Raw genomic sequence first — 14,163 nt, 5'->3', positions numbered from 1 at the left:
ACTGGGTTGGGACATGTCCGGGACAGGCCCCAGCCTTGTTGATCTCGCGCCGGGGCTCAAGAGTGGAAACCGGCATTTCCGGGGGTGATGCCGTGCGGGACGCGAGTGGCCCCGACCGTCCACGGGGGGATGGTCGGGGCCACTCGGATCGTTCCGGGTCCGGGCTCCGGGTGCCCGCTCTAGAAGACCGACTCCGCCTCGCGCATCCGGTCCTCCGGGACCGTCTTGAGCTGGGTGACGGCCTCGGCCAGCGGCACCATCTCGACGTTCGTGCCGCGCAGCGCCGTCATCCGGCCGAAGTCACCGCGGTGCACGGCCTCCACCGCGTGCCAGCCGAAGCGGGTCGCGAGCACCCGGTCGTACGCGGTGGGCGTGCCGCCGCGCTGGACGTGGCCGAGGATGACCGGGCGGGCCTCCTTGCCGAGGCGGCGCTCCAGCTCGTACGCCAGGGCCGTGCCGATGCCCTGGAAGCGCTCGTGGCCGAACTGGTCGATCTCGCCCTTGGTGTAGTCCATCGTGCCTGCGGCGGGGTGGGCGCCCTCGGCGACGCAGATGACGGCGAACTTCTTGCCGCGGGAGAAGCGCTCCTCGACCATCTTGACCAGGTCGGCCGGGTCGAAGGGGCGCTCGGGCAGGCAGATGCCGTGGGCGCCGCCGGCCATGCCGGACTCCAGGGCGATCCAGCCGGCGTGCCGGCCCATCACCTCGACGACCATGACGCGCTGGTGGGACTCGGCGGTGGTCTTGAGCCGGTCCATGGCCTCGGTGGCGACGCCGACGGCGGTGTCGAAGCCGAAGGTGCGGTCGGTGGAGGAGATGTCGTTGTCGATGGTCTTGGGGACGCCGACGACGGGCACGCCGGCCTCGTGGAGCATCCGGGCCGCGGTCAGGGTGCCCTCGCCGCCGATCGGGATCAGCGCGTCGAAGCCGCTCTTCTCGATGAGCTCCTTGGCGTTGTCGCAGGCCGCGCGGAAGCGGTCGCGCTCCAGGCGGGAGGAGCCGAGGATGGTGCCGCCACGGGCGAGGATGCCGCTGACGGCATTGAGGTCGAGGGGGCGGTAGCGGCCGTCGAGGAGGCCCGCGTAGCCGTCCTCGAAGCCGATGACCTCGTCGCCGTAGTTGGTGACGGCCCGGTGCACGACCGACCGGATCACTGCGTTCAGGCCGGGGCAGTCGCCGCCTGCGGTGAGAACTCCGATGCGCATCGTGCTGTGTCTCCTGCTCGGTCGCGGTCCGTTATGAGCCACCGCAATTCTCACACGCTCCGCTCGGGCGGCGTGCTCGCCGGCGGTCCGCGCGTCCCTCCCGGCGGCTCCGCGGAGGCCTTTCGTCCCAGGTCCACGGGCCCTTCGTCCGGCGGGCGACCTAACCACTGGCGGGGGTATTGTCAAGGGGGTAATGCCGCCCTATCGGGGCTTTCTGAGCACTGTCGATTGACGCACGGGCCGCGCAAGAGGTGCCGCGAGGGCACCGCTCGGCCCCTTCCGCAGGACTGGACAGGAGACCACGGCGTGACGCGCAGCGTGTACGTGACCGGGATCGACCGCGGTGACGGCCGCCAGGTCGTCGAGCTGGGAGTCATGGAGCTCCTCACCCGCCAGGTGGACCGGGTCGGGGTGTTCCGGCCGCTGGTGCACGACGGCCCGGACCGGCTCTTCGACCTGCTGCGCGCCCGCTACCGGCTCTCGCAGGACGCCGCGACGGTCTACGGCATGGACTATCACGAGGCCTCCGCGCTCCAGGCCGAGCGGGGCACCGACGAGCTGGTGTCCCGGCTCGTCGACCGCTTCCACGACGTGGCCCGCGACTACGAGGTCGTCCTCGTCCTGGGCACCGACTTCGCCGCCACCCAGCTCCCCGACGAGCTCGCGCTGAACGCGCGCCTCGCCAACGAGTTCGGCGCCTCCGTGATCCCGGTGGTCGGCGGCAAGGGCCAGACCGCCGAGTCCGTGCGGGCCGAGGCGCGCAACGCCTTCCGGGCGTACGACGGTCTCGGCTGCGACGTGCTCGCGATGGTCGTCAACCGGGTGGCGGGCGAGGACCGCGAGGCCATCGCCGAGCGGCTCACGGCCCGGCTCCCCGTGCCCTGCTACGTCCTCCCGGACGAGCCGGCGCTCGCCGCGCCCACGGTCGCCCAGATCACCCACGCGCTCGGCGCCACCGTCGTCCTCGGCGACGACGCGGGGCTCGCGCGGGACGCGCTCGACTTCGTCTTCGGCGGCGCGATGCTGCCGAACTTCCTCAACGCGCTGACGCCGGGCTGTCTGGTCGTCACCCCCGGGGACCGGGCCGACCTGGTCGTCGGGGCGCTCGCCGCCCACTCGGCCGGCACCCCGCCGATCGCGGGCGTGCTGCTCACCCTGAACGAGCGGCCCAGCGAGGAGATCCTGACCCTGGCGGCCCGGCTCGCGCCCGGCACTCCGGTGATCTCCGTGGCCGGCAACAGCTTCCCGACCGCGGCCGAGCTGTTCGCCCTGGAGGGCAAGCTGAACGCGGCCACCCCGCGCAAGGCGGAGACCGCCCTCGGCCTGTTCGAACGGCACGTGGACACGGCCGACCTGCTCAAGCGGGTCTCGGTCGCGCGCAGCGGCCGGGTCACCCCGATGATGTTCGAGCACGAGCTGCTCGAACAGGCGCGGGCCGACCGGCGCCGGGTGGTGCTCCCGGAGGGCAGCGAGGAGCGGGTGCTGCGCGCCGCGGACGTGCTGATCCGCCGTGACGTCTGCGATCTGACCCTGCTCGGCGAGGTCGAGGCCATCCGCAAGAAGGCCGCCGACCTGAGCGTGGACCTCGGCGACACGCAGCTGATCGACCCGCAGACCTCGGAGCTGCGCGACGCGTTCGCGGAGAAGTACGCGGCGCTGCGGGCCCACAAGGGCGTCACGGTCGAGCTGGCGTACGACGTCGTGGCCGACGTGAACTACTTCGGCACGCTGATGGTCCAGGAGGGCCTGGCCGACGGCATGGTCTCGGGGTCCGTGCACTCCACGGCGGCGACGATCCGGCCCGCGTTCGAGATCATCAAGACGAAGCCGGACGCGTCGATCGTGTCCTCCGTCTTCTTCATGTGCCTCGCCGACAAGGTGCTCGTGTACGGCGACTGCGCGGTCAACCCGGACCCGAACGCCGAGCAGCTCGCGGACATCGCCGCCCAGTCGGCGGCCACCGCGGCCCGCTTCGGCGTGGAGCCGCGGATCGCGATGCTCTCGTACTCCACCGGCACCTCGGGCTCGGGCGCCGACGTCGACAAGGTGCGGGAGGCGACGAAGCTGGTCCGCGAGGCGCATCCGGAGCTGCGGATCGAGGGCCCCATCCAGTACGACGCGGCCGTCGAGCCCTCCGTCGCGGCGACGAAGCTGCCGGGTTCGGAGGTGGCGGGCCAGGCGACCGTACTGATCTTCCCGGACCTCAACACGGGCAACAACACCTACAAGGCCGTGCAGCGTTCGGCCGGCGCCGTGGCCGTCGGCCCGGTGCTGCAGGGTCTGCGCAAGCCCGTGAACGACCTCTCGCGCGGCGCGCTCGTCAGCGACATCGTCAACACGGTCGCCATCACGGCGATCCAGTCCCAGGCCCAGGAGCTCCCGGCATGACGACCCCCACCCGTGTACTCGTCCTCAACTCCGGCTCCTCGTCGGTGAAGTACCAGCTGCTCGACATGAAGGACGACAGCCGGCTCGCGCAGGGCCTGGTCGAGCGGATCGGCGAGGACACCTCCCGGCTCGTGCACACCCCGCTGCAGGGCGGGGGAGGCCAGAAGCGGGAGAAGACCGGGCCGATCCCGGACCACGCGGCCGCGCTGAAGGCCGTCGCGGAGGAGCTGGCGGCCGACGGTCTGGGGCTCGACTCCCCCGAACTGGCGGCGATCGGCCACCGGGTGGTGCACGGCGGGCTGCGGTTCACCGAGCCGACGGTCATCGACGAGGAGGTGCTCGCGGAGATCGAGCGGCTCGTGCCGGTGGCGCCGCTGCACAACCCGGCGAACCTGCTCGGGATCCGTACGGCGACGACGCTGCGCCCGGACCTGCCGCAGGTGGCGGTCTTCGACACCGCGTTCCACACCACGATGCCGGAGGCGGCGGCGCGGTACGCGATCGACGTGGAGACCGCCGACGCGCACCAGATCCGCCGGTACGGCTTCCACGGCACCTCGCACGCGTACGTCTCCCGCGAGACCGCGCGGCTGCTCGGGAAGGAGCCGGAGGAGGTGAACGTGATCGTGCTGCACCTGGGGAACGGCGCCTCCGCCTCGGCGGTACGGGGCGGCCGCTGCGTGGACACCTCGATGGGCCTGACGCCCCTGGAGGGCCTGGTCATGGGCACCCGCTCGGGGGACATCGACCCGGCGGTGACCTTCCACCTCAAGCGGGTGGCGGGGATGTCGGCGGACGAGATCGACGTGCTGCTGAACAAGAGGTCCGGTCTGGTCGGGCTCTGCGGCGACAACGACATGCGGGAGATCCGCCGGCGGATCGACGAGGGCGACGAGCGGGCGGCGCTCGCCTTCGACATCTACGTCCACCGTCTGAAGAAGTACATCGGGGCGTACTACGCGGTGCTCGGCCGGGTGGACGCGGTGGCGTTCACGGCGGGGGTCGGCGAGAACGCGGCCCCGGTGCGGGAGGCTGCGATCGCGGGCCTGGAGGAGCTGGGGCTCGCGGTGGACGCGGACCTCAACGCGGTGCGTTCCGACGAGGCCCGGATCATCTCGCCGGTGTACGCGCGGGTGGCGGTCGCGGTGGTGCCGACGGACGAGGAGCTGGAGATCGCGCGCCAGAGCTACGCGCTCGTTCTGGAGGGGGCGGGCTCGAACGAGTGAACGCTTGAGCGGACCCGCGCCCATTTGTACTTTCCGCCAGACGGAATATTCCGCAGTGAAACAAACCGATAGGATCCGCCTCATGCGCCGTTCCAAAATCGTCTGCACGCTGGGCCCCGCCGTCGACTCGTATGAGCAGCTGAAGGCTCTCATCGAGGCCGGCATGAACGTGGCCCGATTCAACTTCAGCCACGGGTCCCAGGCAGAGCACCAGGAGCGGTACGACCGCGTCCGGCAGGTCTCCGCGGACACCGGGCGCGCCGTCGGCGTCCTCGCCGACCTCCAGGGCCCGAAGATCCGTCTCGAGACCTTCGCCGAGGGACCCGTCGAGCTGGTGCGCGGTGACGAGTTCACCATCACCACCGAGGACGTCCCCGGCGACAAGTCGATCTGCGGCACCACGTACAAGGGTCTGCCCGGCGACGTGTCCAAGGGCGACCAGGTCCTCATCAACGACGGCAACGTCGAGCTGCGGGTCGTCGAGGTCGACGGCCCCCGGGTGAAGACCATCGTCGTCGAGGGCGGTGTCATCTCCGACCACAAGGGCATCAACCTGCCCGGCGCGGCGGTCAACGTCCCCGCCCTGTCGGAGAAGGACGTCGACGACCTGCGCTTCGCCCTCCGGATGGGCTGCGACATGGTCGCCCTCTCCTTCGTCCGCGACGCGAACGACGTCAAGGACGTCCACAAGGTGATGGACGAGGAGGGCCGCCGGGTCCCCGTCATCGCCAAGGTCGAGAAGCCGCAGGCCGTGGAGAACATGGCCGACGTCGTCGCCGCCTTCGACGCGGTCATGGTGGCCCGTGGCGACCTCGCCGTGGAGTACCCGCTGGAGAAGGTCCCGATGGTGCAGAAGCGCCTCGTGGAGATGTGCCGCCGCAACGCCAAGCCCGTCATCGTCGCCACCCAGATGATGGAGTCGATGATCACCAACTCGCGGCCGACCCGCGCCGAGGCGAGCGACGTCGCCAACGCGATCCTGGACGGCGCGGACGCGGTCATGCTGTCCGCCGAGTCCTCGGTCGGCGCGTACCCGATCGAGACCGTGAAGACGATGTCGAAGATCGTCGCCGCGGCCGAGGAGGAGCTCCTCTCCAAGGGCCTCCAGCCCCTGGTCCCCGGCAAGAAGCCGCGCACCCAGGGCGGCTCCGTCGCCCGCGCGGCCTGCGAGATCGCGGACTTCCTCGACGGCAAGGCGCTCATCGCCTTCACCCAGTCCGGCGACACGGCCCGCCGCCTCTCGCGCTACCGCACGCAGCAGCCGATCCTCGCCTTCACGACGGACGAGGGCACCCGCAACCAGCTCACCCTGAGCTGGGGCGTCGAGTCCTTCCTGGTCCCGTTCGTGGACAACACGGACGCCATGGTCGACCTCGTGGACGCCGAGCTCCTCAAGCTCCAGCGCCACAACGCCGGCGACACCATGATCATCACCGCCGGCTCGCCCCCCGGCGTCCCCGGCACGACGAACATGGTCCGCGTCCACCACCTGGGCGGCGCACAGCAGGCCTGACCCTCCGGGACGCATGACGGCGGTGGCCCGCACCCTTGGTCGAGGGTGCGGGCCACCGCCGTTCTTTTTCGGCCAAGACGGTTGCGGCCGAGGCCAAGCGGCAGCGCGGCATAGCCGAGGCCGGAGAAGGCGAACGCTGCCCGGGAACGGGGGAACGCGGCCCGCGAGCGCGAGAAGGCCGTCGTCGACAACAACCTCCGTACCATCAGGGAGAACATCCGAGTCGCCATGGAAAGGTTCAAGGCCAATGACGGATGCTGACGTGCCCCCCGCCCTCCGGGACGCCGTACGGCGTCTAGAGGCGCTGACCGGCACCGCCGTTCGCGACCTGGCGGACGGCCACGCCCGGTGGGAGCTGTACCGCGCGGCTCTGGCCTCCGACGCGGCACGGCCGGTCCTGCTGGCCGCGGTCGGGGCGGAGTCCGACGCGGCACTCGCGTCGGGTGTCGTCGGCGAGGCCCTGGAACGGGTGCCGCGTGCCGAGCGGGAGTCCTGGGTGCGGGCACTCGCTCCTGCGGTTCGAGCCTTCAGTACGCGCCGGGCCCAGGAACTGGGGACCCTGGAGGATCTGCGGTCCGGCGCGGGGGTGCGGGAGTTCGGCCCCGAGCTGGTCAACGGCTGGAGTGACTGGCTGCAGCTGCGGATCGCCACCGAGGTGTCCGACCCGTCGGTGCTGCGCGTGCTGGCGGCGGCGGGGCGCACCAAGCGCATCCGGAGGGCCGCCTCCGTGGCGCTCGGCTGACGCCGGAACACAAGAGCGACGGCCTCCCCCTCCCGGTCGGGAGGGGGAGGCCGTCGTCGTGCGGCTCCCGGAGGGCTGCGGGGGTCAGCTGGGCTCGATCGTGTTACGGAGGCCCTTGACCTTGAGGGTGCCGCCGAACTGGCCCGCCTGCTTCAGCTTCACGCTGGTGAAGAGGACCTCCGGGAGGTTCAGCGGAGGCGGGGACTGCGGGCTGAAGGTGATCGGGATGATCCCGAGGAGGTTGCCCTTCAGTTCCTCCGTGTACATGGTCACCGTGCCGCCGGTGATGGTCGAGGTCGACCCCTTCTCCGAACGGATGTGGGCCGTGCGGCCCTCGGAGTGGTCCGTCATCTGGTGCAGGTCCTTGATGCCGACCCCACTGGCGGTGAACTTGAGGACCTTCTTGATCTTGCCGCTACCGGTCTTCACCTCGACGATGCCGTGGTACTTCAGGCCGTGCAGCGTGAGCACCGAGCTCTCCAGGCGCCACGGCTCGTCCGGGAGCAGCGGGATGCCCGGCTCCAGTTGGGCGTCGGCGAGCGCCTTCTCGTCGAGCTCGGGGCACGGGAAGCGGGGCTTGGCCCCGTCGGGTATGTCCGTGTCCGGCTTGGCGTCGAGGCCCTTGGCGCTCTCGGGAAGCTCTTCGACCTTGGCGCCGGCCTCGGCGGCGGCCTTCTCGATCGCCTTCCTCGTCCGGTCGGCGTCCGGGTCCTCCGCCGGCTTCGGCTTCGTGGACGCCGTAGCGGTCGGCGTCGGGGCGTCGGTCGCCGGCGTCTTGCCCGCGGGGGCCTCCGTCTGCTGCGGCGCGGGGGTCGTCGGCGCCGCCGTCGTGGGCGTCGCCGTCGGCGTCTTGTCCGGGCCGTCGAAGAGGTCCTTCAGGGCGTCGCCCAGGCCCAGCGGGTCCAGCGGGTTCTTGGACTTCGTCGGGGTGGGCGTGGCCGTCGGCGCGGGGGCGGTCGTCGCCTGCGGCTGACCCTGCGGCGCGGCCGTCTGCCCGGTCGCCGTCGCGGTGGGCGTCGGGGTCGCGGGCGGCGTCGCGGTGGCCGTCGGCGTGGCGGTCGCCGACGGGGTGTCCGTCGGCGTGGCCGTCGCGGTGGGCTTGGCGCTCTCCTCCGGCTTCGGCGTCTCCGAGGCCTCCGGCGTCGGCTCGTCGGAGCGGGTCACACAGGGGCCGGGGGCGAAGGGGATGTCCTTGTCGTCCGCGAGGGCGAGCTTGGGCGTGAGGCCCATGCCCACGAGCACCGCGGTCGGCATGGCGGCCAGTGCCATCGCCTTCCCGGCGGGGCCCTGGATCCTGTTCAGCAGCGACTTGCGCGGGGCCGCGTGCCGCGGGCCCTCCTTCGCGAGCGCCGACTGATTCTCGTCACCCCGCACTGTTCCTCCCGCCGTTGGCGTCGGTCGTGGTTTCGGTCGCCAGGTGCTCCGCCTCGCGCTGCTCCGGGAACGCGGCCGCCGGCACGGCCTGCGTCTCGGGCTCCGCACCGGCCTCGTAGGAGGCCTCGGGGTGACCGTCGTGCTGTGCGTCCTCGGTCTCCTCGACCACAGGCGCGGGGGCCCAGGAGGCGGACATGGCGCCTCCGATGAGGGCGAAGAGGTATCCGACGACGAGGCCGCCGAAGTTCGACACCGGGATGGAGACGAGTGCCAGGACGATCGACGCAACCCCCGCGAACACTCGGACGATGGGCTGGAACCACATCGTCAGTCCGAGCGTGATGAGCAGGACGCCGATGATCAGCGCGGCCGACCCGGCGGTGGTCTGCATGGCGAGCGTCATGTTGCCGAGCCGCATGTCCCCGTAGGGGAGGTAGGCGATCGGTACGCCGCCGATCATGGTGAACAGTCCCGCCCAGAAGGGCCGGGTCTGCCGCCAGACCTTGAACCGGTTCTCCTTCTTGGTGACTTCGCGGGAGGCGGGGTACTCGGCGCTCATGGAACAGCTCCCTGGAAGCGGTGTTGCTGAGAAAAGATGAAGAGAAGGAACCTGGGGGGTGGGACCGCACGCAACGGCCCCACCCTCAGGACGGATCGGTCCTCACGGACCGGTCGCTCCTAGTAGCACTCGTCCGCCGTGCCCTTGGACAGGGACAGGTGCAGGCCGGGGAGCTTGAAGGTGCCGGCCGTGGTCGCCCAGGCCTTCTGCTCCACGTTCCTCAGCGTCGCCGTCTGGGCGCGCTGACCGAAGCCGTACGGGTTGGCCTTGGTGTTGGGCTGGATGCCCGGCTTGCCCGGAATCGGCTTGCCATCGGGGCCCACGTTGAGCTGACCGGCCGCCACGCCGATGTCGATGTTGCCGAACTCGGCGTCGGACTTGAGGTCGGAGACATCGAGGTAGATGTCCTTCGCGTAGACCGCGTCCTTCTTGTCGCCGGACGAGGCGGCCTTGTTGCCGGCCTCCAGGCGGAGGGTGACCGAGTCGTTGATGAACGGCACCTTCGGCGTGACGACCGACTGGCACATCTTGGTGATCCAGGCCTCGGAGAAGCCGGAGACCGCCACGGGGGCCGCGAAGTCCTTGCCCTCCAGGGTCTTGCCGCCGTCCACGCTGCCGTACTGGACGAAGTCGTTACCCTCAAGGCTCTGAGCCGAGACCTTGAACTCCTGGCCGGAAATGCTGAAGGACGCGGCCAGCGCGCCCTGGGCCAGACCCACACCGATCGCGGCCGTCGCGGCCACGCTCGGGACCATGACGACGGCGAACCGCTTCCATCTGGTCCCGCCACGAACCTGGGACTGCATGAGAATTCCTCCTTCTCGGACGTACATCTCCGGAGGGACCCCCGGGGGGCCACCCTGGGATGGGAGAAGAGCTACGTCCTCGGGAAGGAGAGCGCCGAGGCATCAGGCGGCGCGATGCGCGTCCGAATCACCGGCGATCACCCCCGAGCGACAACCATGGGCCGCGCCATCGGGCACGGCCTGATTGGACAGGCCCCGTTCGGTGAGAGCGGGAACCCCCCTGTCCACGACCGGTGCCGGAACACCGGTCCACTCGGTGGGGACCCTCGCCGCCGACCCGGTTGGTTGCCGGGGTGGTGCGGTTCGGACCGAGCGTGGCCGATCGTGGTCCATTCCGGGCCCCCGCACAAGGGGGTTCGTTACTGGCTAGTAACGGGTGGATAACCACGCCATGGCGGGGCGGGACCGAACGGGCACGCTGGGTACGTTTGAGCGACAGGGAATGTCAGGAGATCATCGGATAAATGCGGACAGAACGTCGGGTTCGATTTACTGCAAGTAACAGCGGCCGCGATTACCAAGTTTTGGTAAAGCGCGGCCGCGTTTTGTCACCCTGCTGCCAAATCGTCGGACGATCCGGCACCTCCGGAGCGCTAGAACAGCACCCGCGCGAGAGCCTGTCGCGCCGCCGTCACCCGCGGGTCGTCGGTGCCGATCACCTCGAACAGCTCCAGGAGCCGCAGCCGCGCCGCGTTCCGGTCCTCGCCCGCCGTGCGGCGCACGGTCTCCACGAGACGGCCGAAGGCGTCCTGCACGTGACCGCCCACCAGATCGAGGTCGGCGGCGGCGATCTGCGCGGCGACGTCCGCCGGATTGTCCGCCGCGTTCCTGCGGACGGCGCCGGGGTCCAGATCCTGCACGCGGGTGAGCAGTTCGGCCTGCGCCAGGCCGAGCTTCGCCTCGGGGTGGGCCGGGTCGTCGGCGAGCACGTTCTTGTACGCCTGGACGGCGCCGGCCAGATCGCCCGCGTCGAGCGCGGACATGGCCGCTTCGAGCAGGGCGTCGTACGGACCGGCCTGCCGCGCGGCGGGGGCCGAGGCGTCGGCGTCCGCGTCGACGGCGATGCCGGTGAGGCCGAAGCGCTCCTCGCCGACCTGGATGAGCTGGTCGAGGGTCTCCCGGATCTGCGCCTCGGGCACCGCGCCCTGGAAGAGCGGCAGCGCCTGACCGGCGACCACCGCGAAAACGGCCGGAATTCCCTGGATGCCGAACTGCTGCATCAGCATCTGGTTGGCGTCGACGTCGATCTTCGCGAGCAGGAAGCGGCCGTTGTACTCGACGGCGAGGCGCTCCAGGAGGGGGCCGAGCTGCTTGCAGGGCTCGCACCACTCGGCCCAGAAGTCGAGGACGACCGGAACCTCGGCGGAGCGCTGGAGCACATCGCGCTCGAAGCCGGCCTCGTCGACGTCGATCACCAGGGCCGACGGGGGCACGGCGGCGGTTCCGCCCTGCCGGGCGGCTTCGGCGCGCACCTGCTCCGCCTTCGCCTTGGCCTCTCCGGCCGCCTTCACCGCGGCGAGGTCGACGACGCCGCTCATGGACATGTTTCGGGGCTGCATGGATACATCCTCCCCCTTCCGCGCGCGTAACCGGTAAGCCATGGCTGAACCGTGCCGTCCGCGGATCTCCCGCCGGTGTGCGAGACGCGTGGACGACACGGTTCTTCGTCTTCGGTGGCGCCGGATCCCCATCCGGCACCTTCGGTCGCACCAGGTCCCCACCCGGTGCTTGCGGTTGTCGCTCAGGCCGCTCAATGCCTTTCGCTACAGGTCGTAGCGTAACTCCAGGGACGGATCCGGGGGGAGGCCGCGGACGCGATCCGCACGGTGAACTGCCTCACATCACCGACCTCTGGCGGTATACCTACCGGCGGGTATGGTCGCTTTCCATGTGTAGCCGCACCAACCCCCGCCGCAGCCGTACCGGGCGCCCCCGCTCCACCGAGGCCGACACGGCCATCCTGGAGGCGACCCGAGCGGCCCTGGTCGATCTCGGCTGGTCCAAGCTCACGATGGGGGACGTGGCCGGCCGCGCGGGGGTTGCGAAGACGACGCTCTACCGCCGCTGGGCGAACAAGAACGAGCTCGTGGTGGACGCGGTCGCCGTCCTCTTCGACGAACTCGAACTGCCCGACCTGGGTTCCCTGCAGGCCGACATCGAGCACGTCGTGCTCCAGTTCGCGGCCCTCCTCGAACGGCCCGAGACCAAGACGGCGCTGATGGCGGTGGTGGCCGAGTCGACCCGGGACGAGCCGCTGCGCGAGCGGATCCGCGCCTCCATAGTCGACCGGCAGAAGCGGCTGGTCCTGGCGGGCCGTGAGCGGGCGCAGGTGCGCGGCGAACTCCCCCCGGGCCGCGACCCGGTGGCGGTGGACGCCACCGACGACCTGATCTTCGACGTCATCGCGGGCGCGGTCGTGCACCGCGCGCTGGTCAGCGCCGAGCCGGTCGACGCCCCGTGGGTGGCCCGGCTCTCCGCGCTCCTGGTGGGCGGCCTGGGCGCGGCGGCGACGGCCGGCCTCTGAGCGGGGACGGCTGAGGGGCGGTACGGGAGGTCCCGTACCGCCCCTTCCGTGTGCGGGGTCCTAGAAGCCCGGGGGCTCCGTGTAGACGCCCCACTCGTCGCGCAGGGCGTCGCAGATCTCGCCGAGCGTCGCCTCGGCCCGTACGGCCTCCAGCATCGGGGCGATCATGTTGGAGCCGTCGCGGGCGGCGGCCAGCATCGCGTCGATCGAGGCGCGGACCTTGGCGTCGTCGCGGCGGCCCTTGCGCTCGCCGAGGACGCGGACCTGCTCCCACTCGACCTCGTGGCTGACCCGCAGGATCTCCAGGTCGCCGGTGACGGAGCCGTGGTGCACGTTGACACCGACGACCCGCTTGTCGCCCTTCTCCAGGGAGCGCTGGTACTGGAAGGCGGACTCGGCGATCTCGCCGGTGAACCAGCCGTCCTCGATGCCGCGCAGGATGCCGGAGGTGATCGGGCCGATGGGGTGCTGCCCGTCCGGGTGGGCGCGGCGGCCGCGCTCCTTGATCTGGTCGAAGATCTTCTCGGCGTCGGCCTCGATGCGGTCGGTGAGCTGCTCGACGTACCAGGAGCCGCCCAGCGGGTCGGCGACGTTGGCGACGCCGGTCTCCTCCATGAGCACCTGCTGGGTGCGCAGCGCGATCTCGGCGGCCTGCTCGCTGGGGAGCGCGAGGGTCTCGTCGAGGGCGTTGGTGTGGAGGGAGTTGGTGCCGCCGAGGACGGCGGAGAGGGCCTCGACCGCGGTCCGCACGACGTTGTTGTACGGCTGCTGGGCGGTCAGGGAGACGCCGGCGGTCTGGGTGTGGAAGCGGAGCCACTGCGCCTTGTCGGTCGTGGCGCCGTAGACCTCCTTCATCCAGCGGGCCCAGATCCGGCGGGCGGCGCGGAACTTGGCGATCTCCTCGAAGAAGTCGAGGTGCGCGTCGAAGAAGAAGGAGAGGCCGGGGGCGAAGACGTCGACGTCGAGGCCGCGGGAGAGGCCGAGCTCCACGTAGCCGAAGCCGTCGGCGAGGGTGTACGCGAGCTCCTGCGCGGCCGTCGCGCCGGCCTCGCGGATGTGGTAGCCGGAGACGGAGAGCGGCTTGTACGCGGGGATGTTCGCCGCGCAGTGCTCCATCAGGTCGCCGATCAGGCGCAGGTGGGGCTCGGGCTCGAAGAGCCACTCCTTCTGCGCGATGTACTCCTTGAAGATGTCGGTCTGGAGCGTGCCGTTGAGGACGGCCGGGTCGACGCCCTGGCGCTCGGCGGCGACCAGGTACATGCAGAAGACGGGGACGGCGGGCCCGGAGATCGTCATCGACGTCGTGACGTCGCCGAGGGGGATGTCCTTGAAGAGGACCTCCATGTCGGCGGCGGAGTCGATGGCGACGCCGCAGTGGCCGACCTCGCCGAGGGAGCGGGGGTCGTCGGAGTCGCGGCCCATGAGGGTCGGCATGTCGAAGGCGACGGAGAGGCCGCCGCCGCCGGCGGCCAGGATCATCTTGTAGCGCTCGTTGGTCTGCTCGGCGTTGCCGAAGCCGGCGAACTGGCGGATGGTCCAGGTCCGGCCGCGGTAGCCGGTCGGGTGGAGTCCCCGGGTGAAGGGGTACTCACCGGGCCAGCCGATGCGCTCGAACCCCTCGTAGGTGTCGCCGGGCCGGGGCCCGTAGACGGGCTCGACGGCGTCGCCGGAGAGCGTGGTGAAGTCGGCGTCCCGCTTGCGGGCCTTGTCGTAACGGGCCTGCCAGCGACGGCGGCCTTCCTCGATGGCGTCAGCGTCCATGCTTCGAATTTACTAGGACGTCCTAGTAAATGTCGATGGGAAACCCCCGCACATCAGTGCGGGGG

Annotated in this window: 11 protein-coding genes; 5 read left to right on the top strand and 6 right to left on the bottom strand. The window is 70.9% G+C overall.

Features of this window, described 5'->3' with window-relative positions; translation table 11 throughout:
* Window positions 1-179 precede the first annotated feature (179 nt).
* Window positions 180-1,205 carry an ATP-dependent 6-phosphofructokinase gene (locus ABTY59_RS26105; RefSeq protein ID WP_352021467.1) on the bottom strand — a complete coding sequence of 342 codons (1,026 nt, stop codon included), beginning with the start codon at window positions 1,203-1,205 and terminating at the stop codon, window positions 180-182.
* A 306-nt stretch (window positions 1,206-1,511) separates the two neighbouring features.
* Here ABTY59_RS26105 and pta point away from each other — a divergent pair, with 306 nt between their 5' ends.
* From pta to ABTY59_RS26085, 4 genes are all read left to right on the top strand, one after another.
* The gene (pta, locus tag ABTY59_RS26100; protein ID WP_352021466.1) at window positions 1,512-3,593 is read left to right on the top strand and encodes a phosphate acetyltransferase; all 2,082 of its coding nucleotides are present in this window, start codon (window positions 1,512-1,514) and stop codon (window positions 3,591-3,593) included.
* Window positions 3,590-4,819, top strand: a complete 1,230-nt coding sequence (locus ABTY59_RS26095) for an acetate kinase (protein ID WP_352021465.1) — start codon at window positions 3,590-3,592, stop codon at window positions 4,817-4,819. Before pta ends, ABTY59_RS26095 begins: the two co-directional genes overlap by 4 nt.
* Window positions 4,820-4,901: 82 nt before the next feature.
* On the top strand, window positions 4,902-6,332 hold the full coding sequence (gene pyk, locus ABTY59_RS26090; protein WP_352021464.1) for a pyruvate kinase: 1,431 nt from the start codon (window positions 4,902-4,904) through the stop codon (window positions 6,330-6,332).
* A 247-nt stretch (window positions 6,333-6,579) separates the two neighbouring features.
* The gene (locus tag ABTY59_RS26085) at window positions 6,580-7,074 is read left to right on the top strand and encodes a hypothetical protein (RefSeq protein WP_352021463.1); all 495 of its coding nucleotides are present in this window, start codon (window positions 6,580-6,582) and stop codon (window positions 7,072-7,074) included.
* Window positions 7,075-7,158: 84 nt separating this feature from the next.
* Here ABTY59_RS26085 and ABTY59_RS26080 read toward each other — a convergent pair whose 3' ends face one another.
* The 4 genes from ABTY59_RS26080 to ABTY59_RS26065 all read right to left on the bottom strand — a co-directional run bounded on the left by ABTY59_RS26080 (window position 7,159) and on the right by ABTY59_RS26065 (window position 11,372).
* On the bottom strand, window positions 7,159-8,448 hold the full coding sequence (locus ABTY59_RS26080; protein ID WP_352021462.1) for a hypothetical protein: 1,290 nt from the start codon (window positions 8,446-8,448) through the stop codon (window positions 7,159-7,161).
* Window positions 8,438-9,007: a DUF6114 domain-containing protein gene (locus ABTY59_RS26075; RefSeq protein WP_352021461.1), complete on the bottom strand. Its 570-nt coding sequence runs from the start codon at window positions 9,005-9,007 to the stop codon at window positions 8,438-8,440. Before ABTY59_RS26075 ends, ABTY59_RS26080 begins: the two co-directional genes overlap by 11 nt.
* Window positions 9,008-9,126: 119 nt before the next feature.
* Window positions 9,127-9,813, bottom strand: a complete 687-nt coding sequence (locus ABTY59_RS26070) for a DUF6230 family protein (RefSeq protein ID WP_352021460.1) — start codon at window positions 9,811-9,813, stop codon at window positions 9,127-9,129.
* Window positions 9,814-10,406: 593 nt separating this feature from the next.
* Window positions 10,407-11,372, bottom strand: coding sequence for a tetratricopeptide repeat protein (locus ABTY59_RS26065; RefSeq protein ID WP_352021459.1), 966 nt, complete (start codon window positions 11,370-11,372; stop codon window positions 10,407-10,409).
* Window positions 11,373-11,701: 329 nt separating this feature from the next.
* Between ABTY59_RS26065 and ABTY59_RS26060 the strand changes: the two genes are divergently transcribed.
* Window positions 11,702-12,337 (top strand): TetR/AcrR family transcriptional regulator, encoded by a 636-nt coding sequence (locus tag ABTY59_RS26060; RefSeq protein WP_352021458.1) that lies wholly within the window; start codon window positions 11,702-11,704, stop codon window positions 12,335-12,337.
* Between the two features lie 60 nt (window positions 12,338-12,397).
* On the opposite strand, the gene icmA is transcribed toward ABTY59_RS26060, so the two are convergent.
* A complete protein-coding gene (gene icmA / locus ABTY59_RS26055) occupies window positions 12,398-14,098 on the bottom strand; it encodes a coenzyme B12-dependent isobutyryl-CoA mutase large subunit (RefSeq protein ID WP_352021457.1) in 1,701 nt (566 codons plus the stop codon).
* Window positions 14,099-14,163 lie beyond the last annotated feature (65 nt).

It is taken from the genome of Streptomyces sp. NPDC096079, from assembly GCF_040303145.1.
GTDB lineage: Bacteria > Actinomycetota > Actinomycetes > Streptomycetales > Streptomycetaceae > Streptomyces.
The sequence above is the reverse complement of the archived record's forward strand: the minus strand, read 5'-3'. Positions and strand labels throughout refer to the sequence as shown.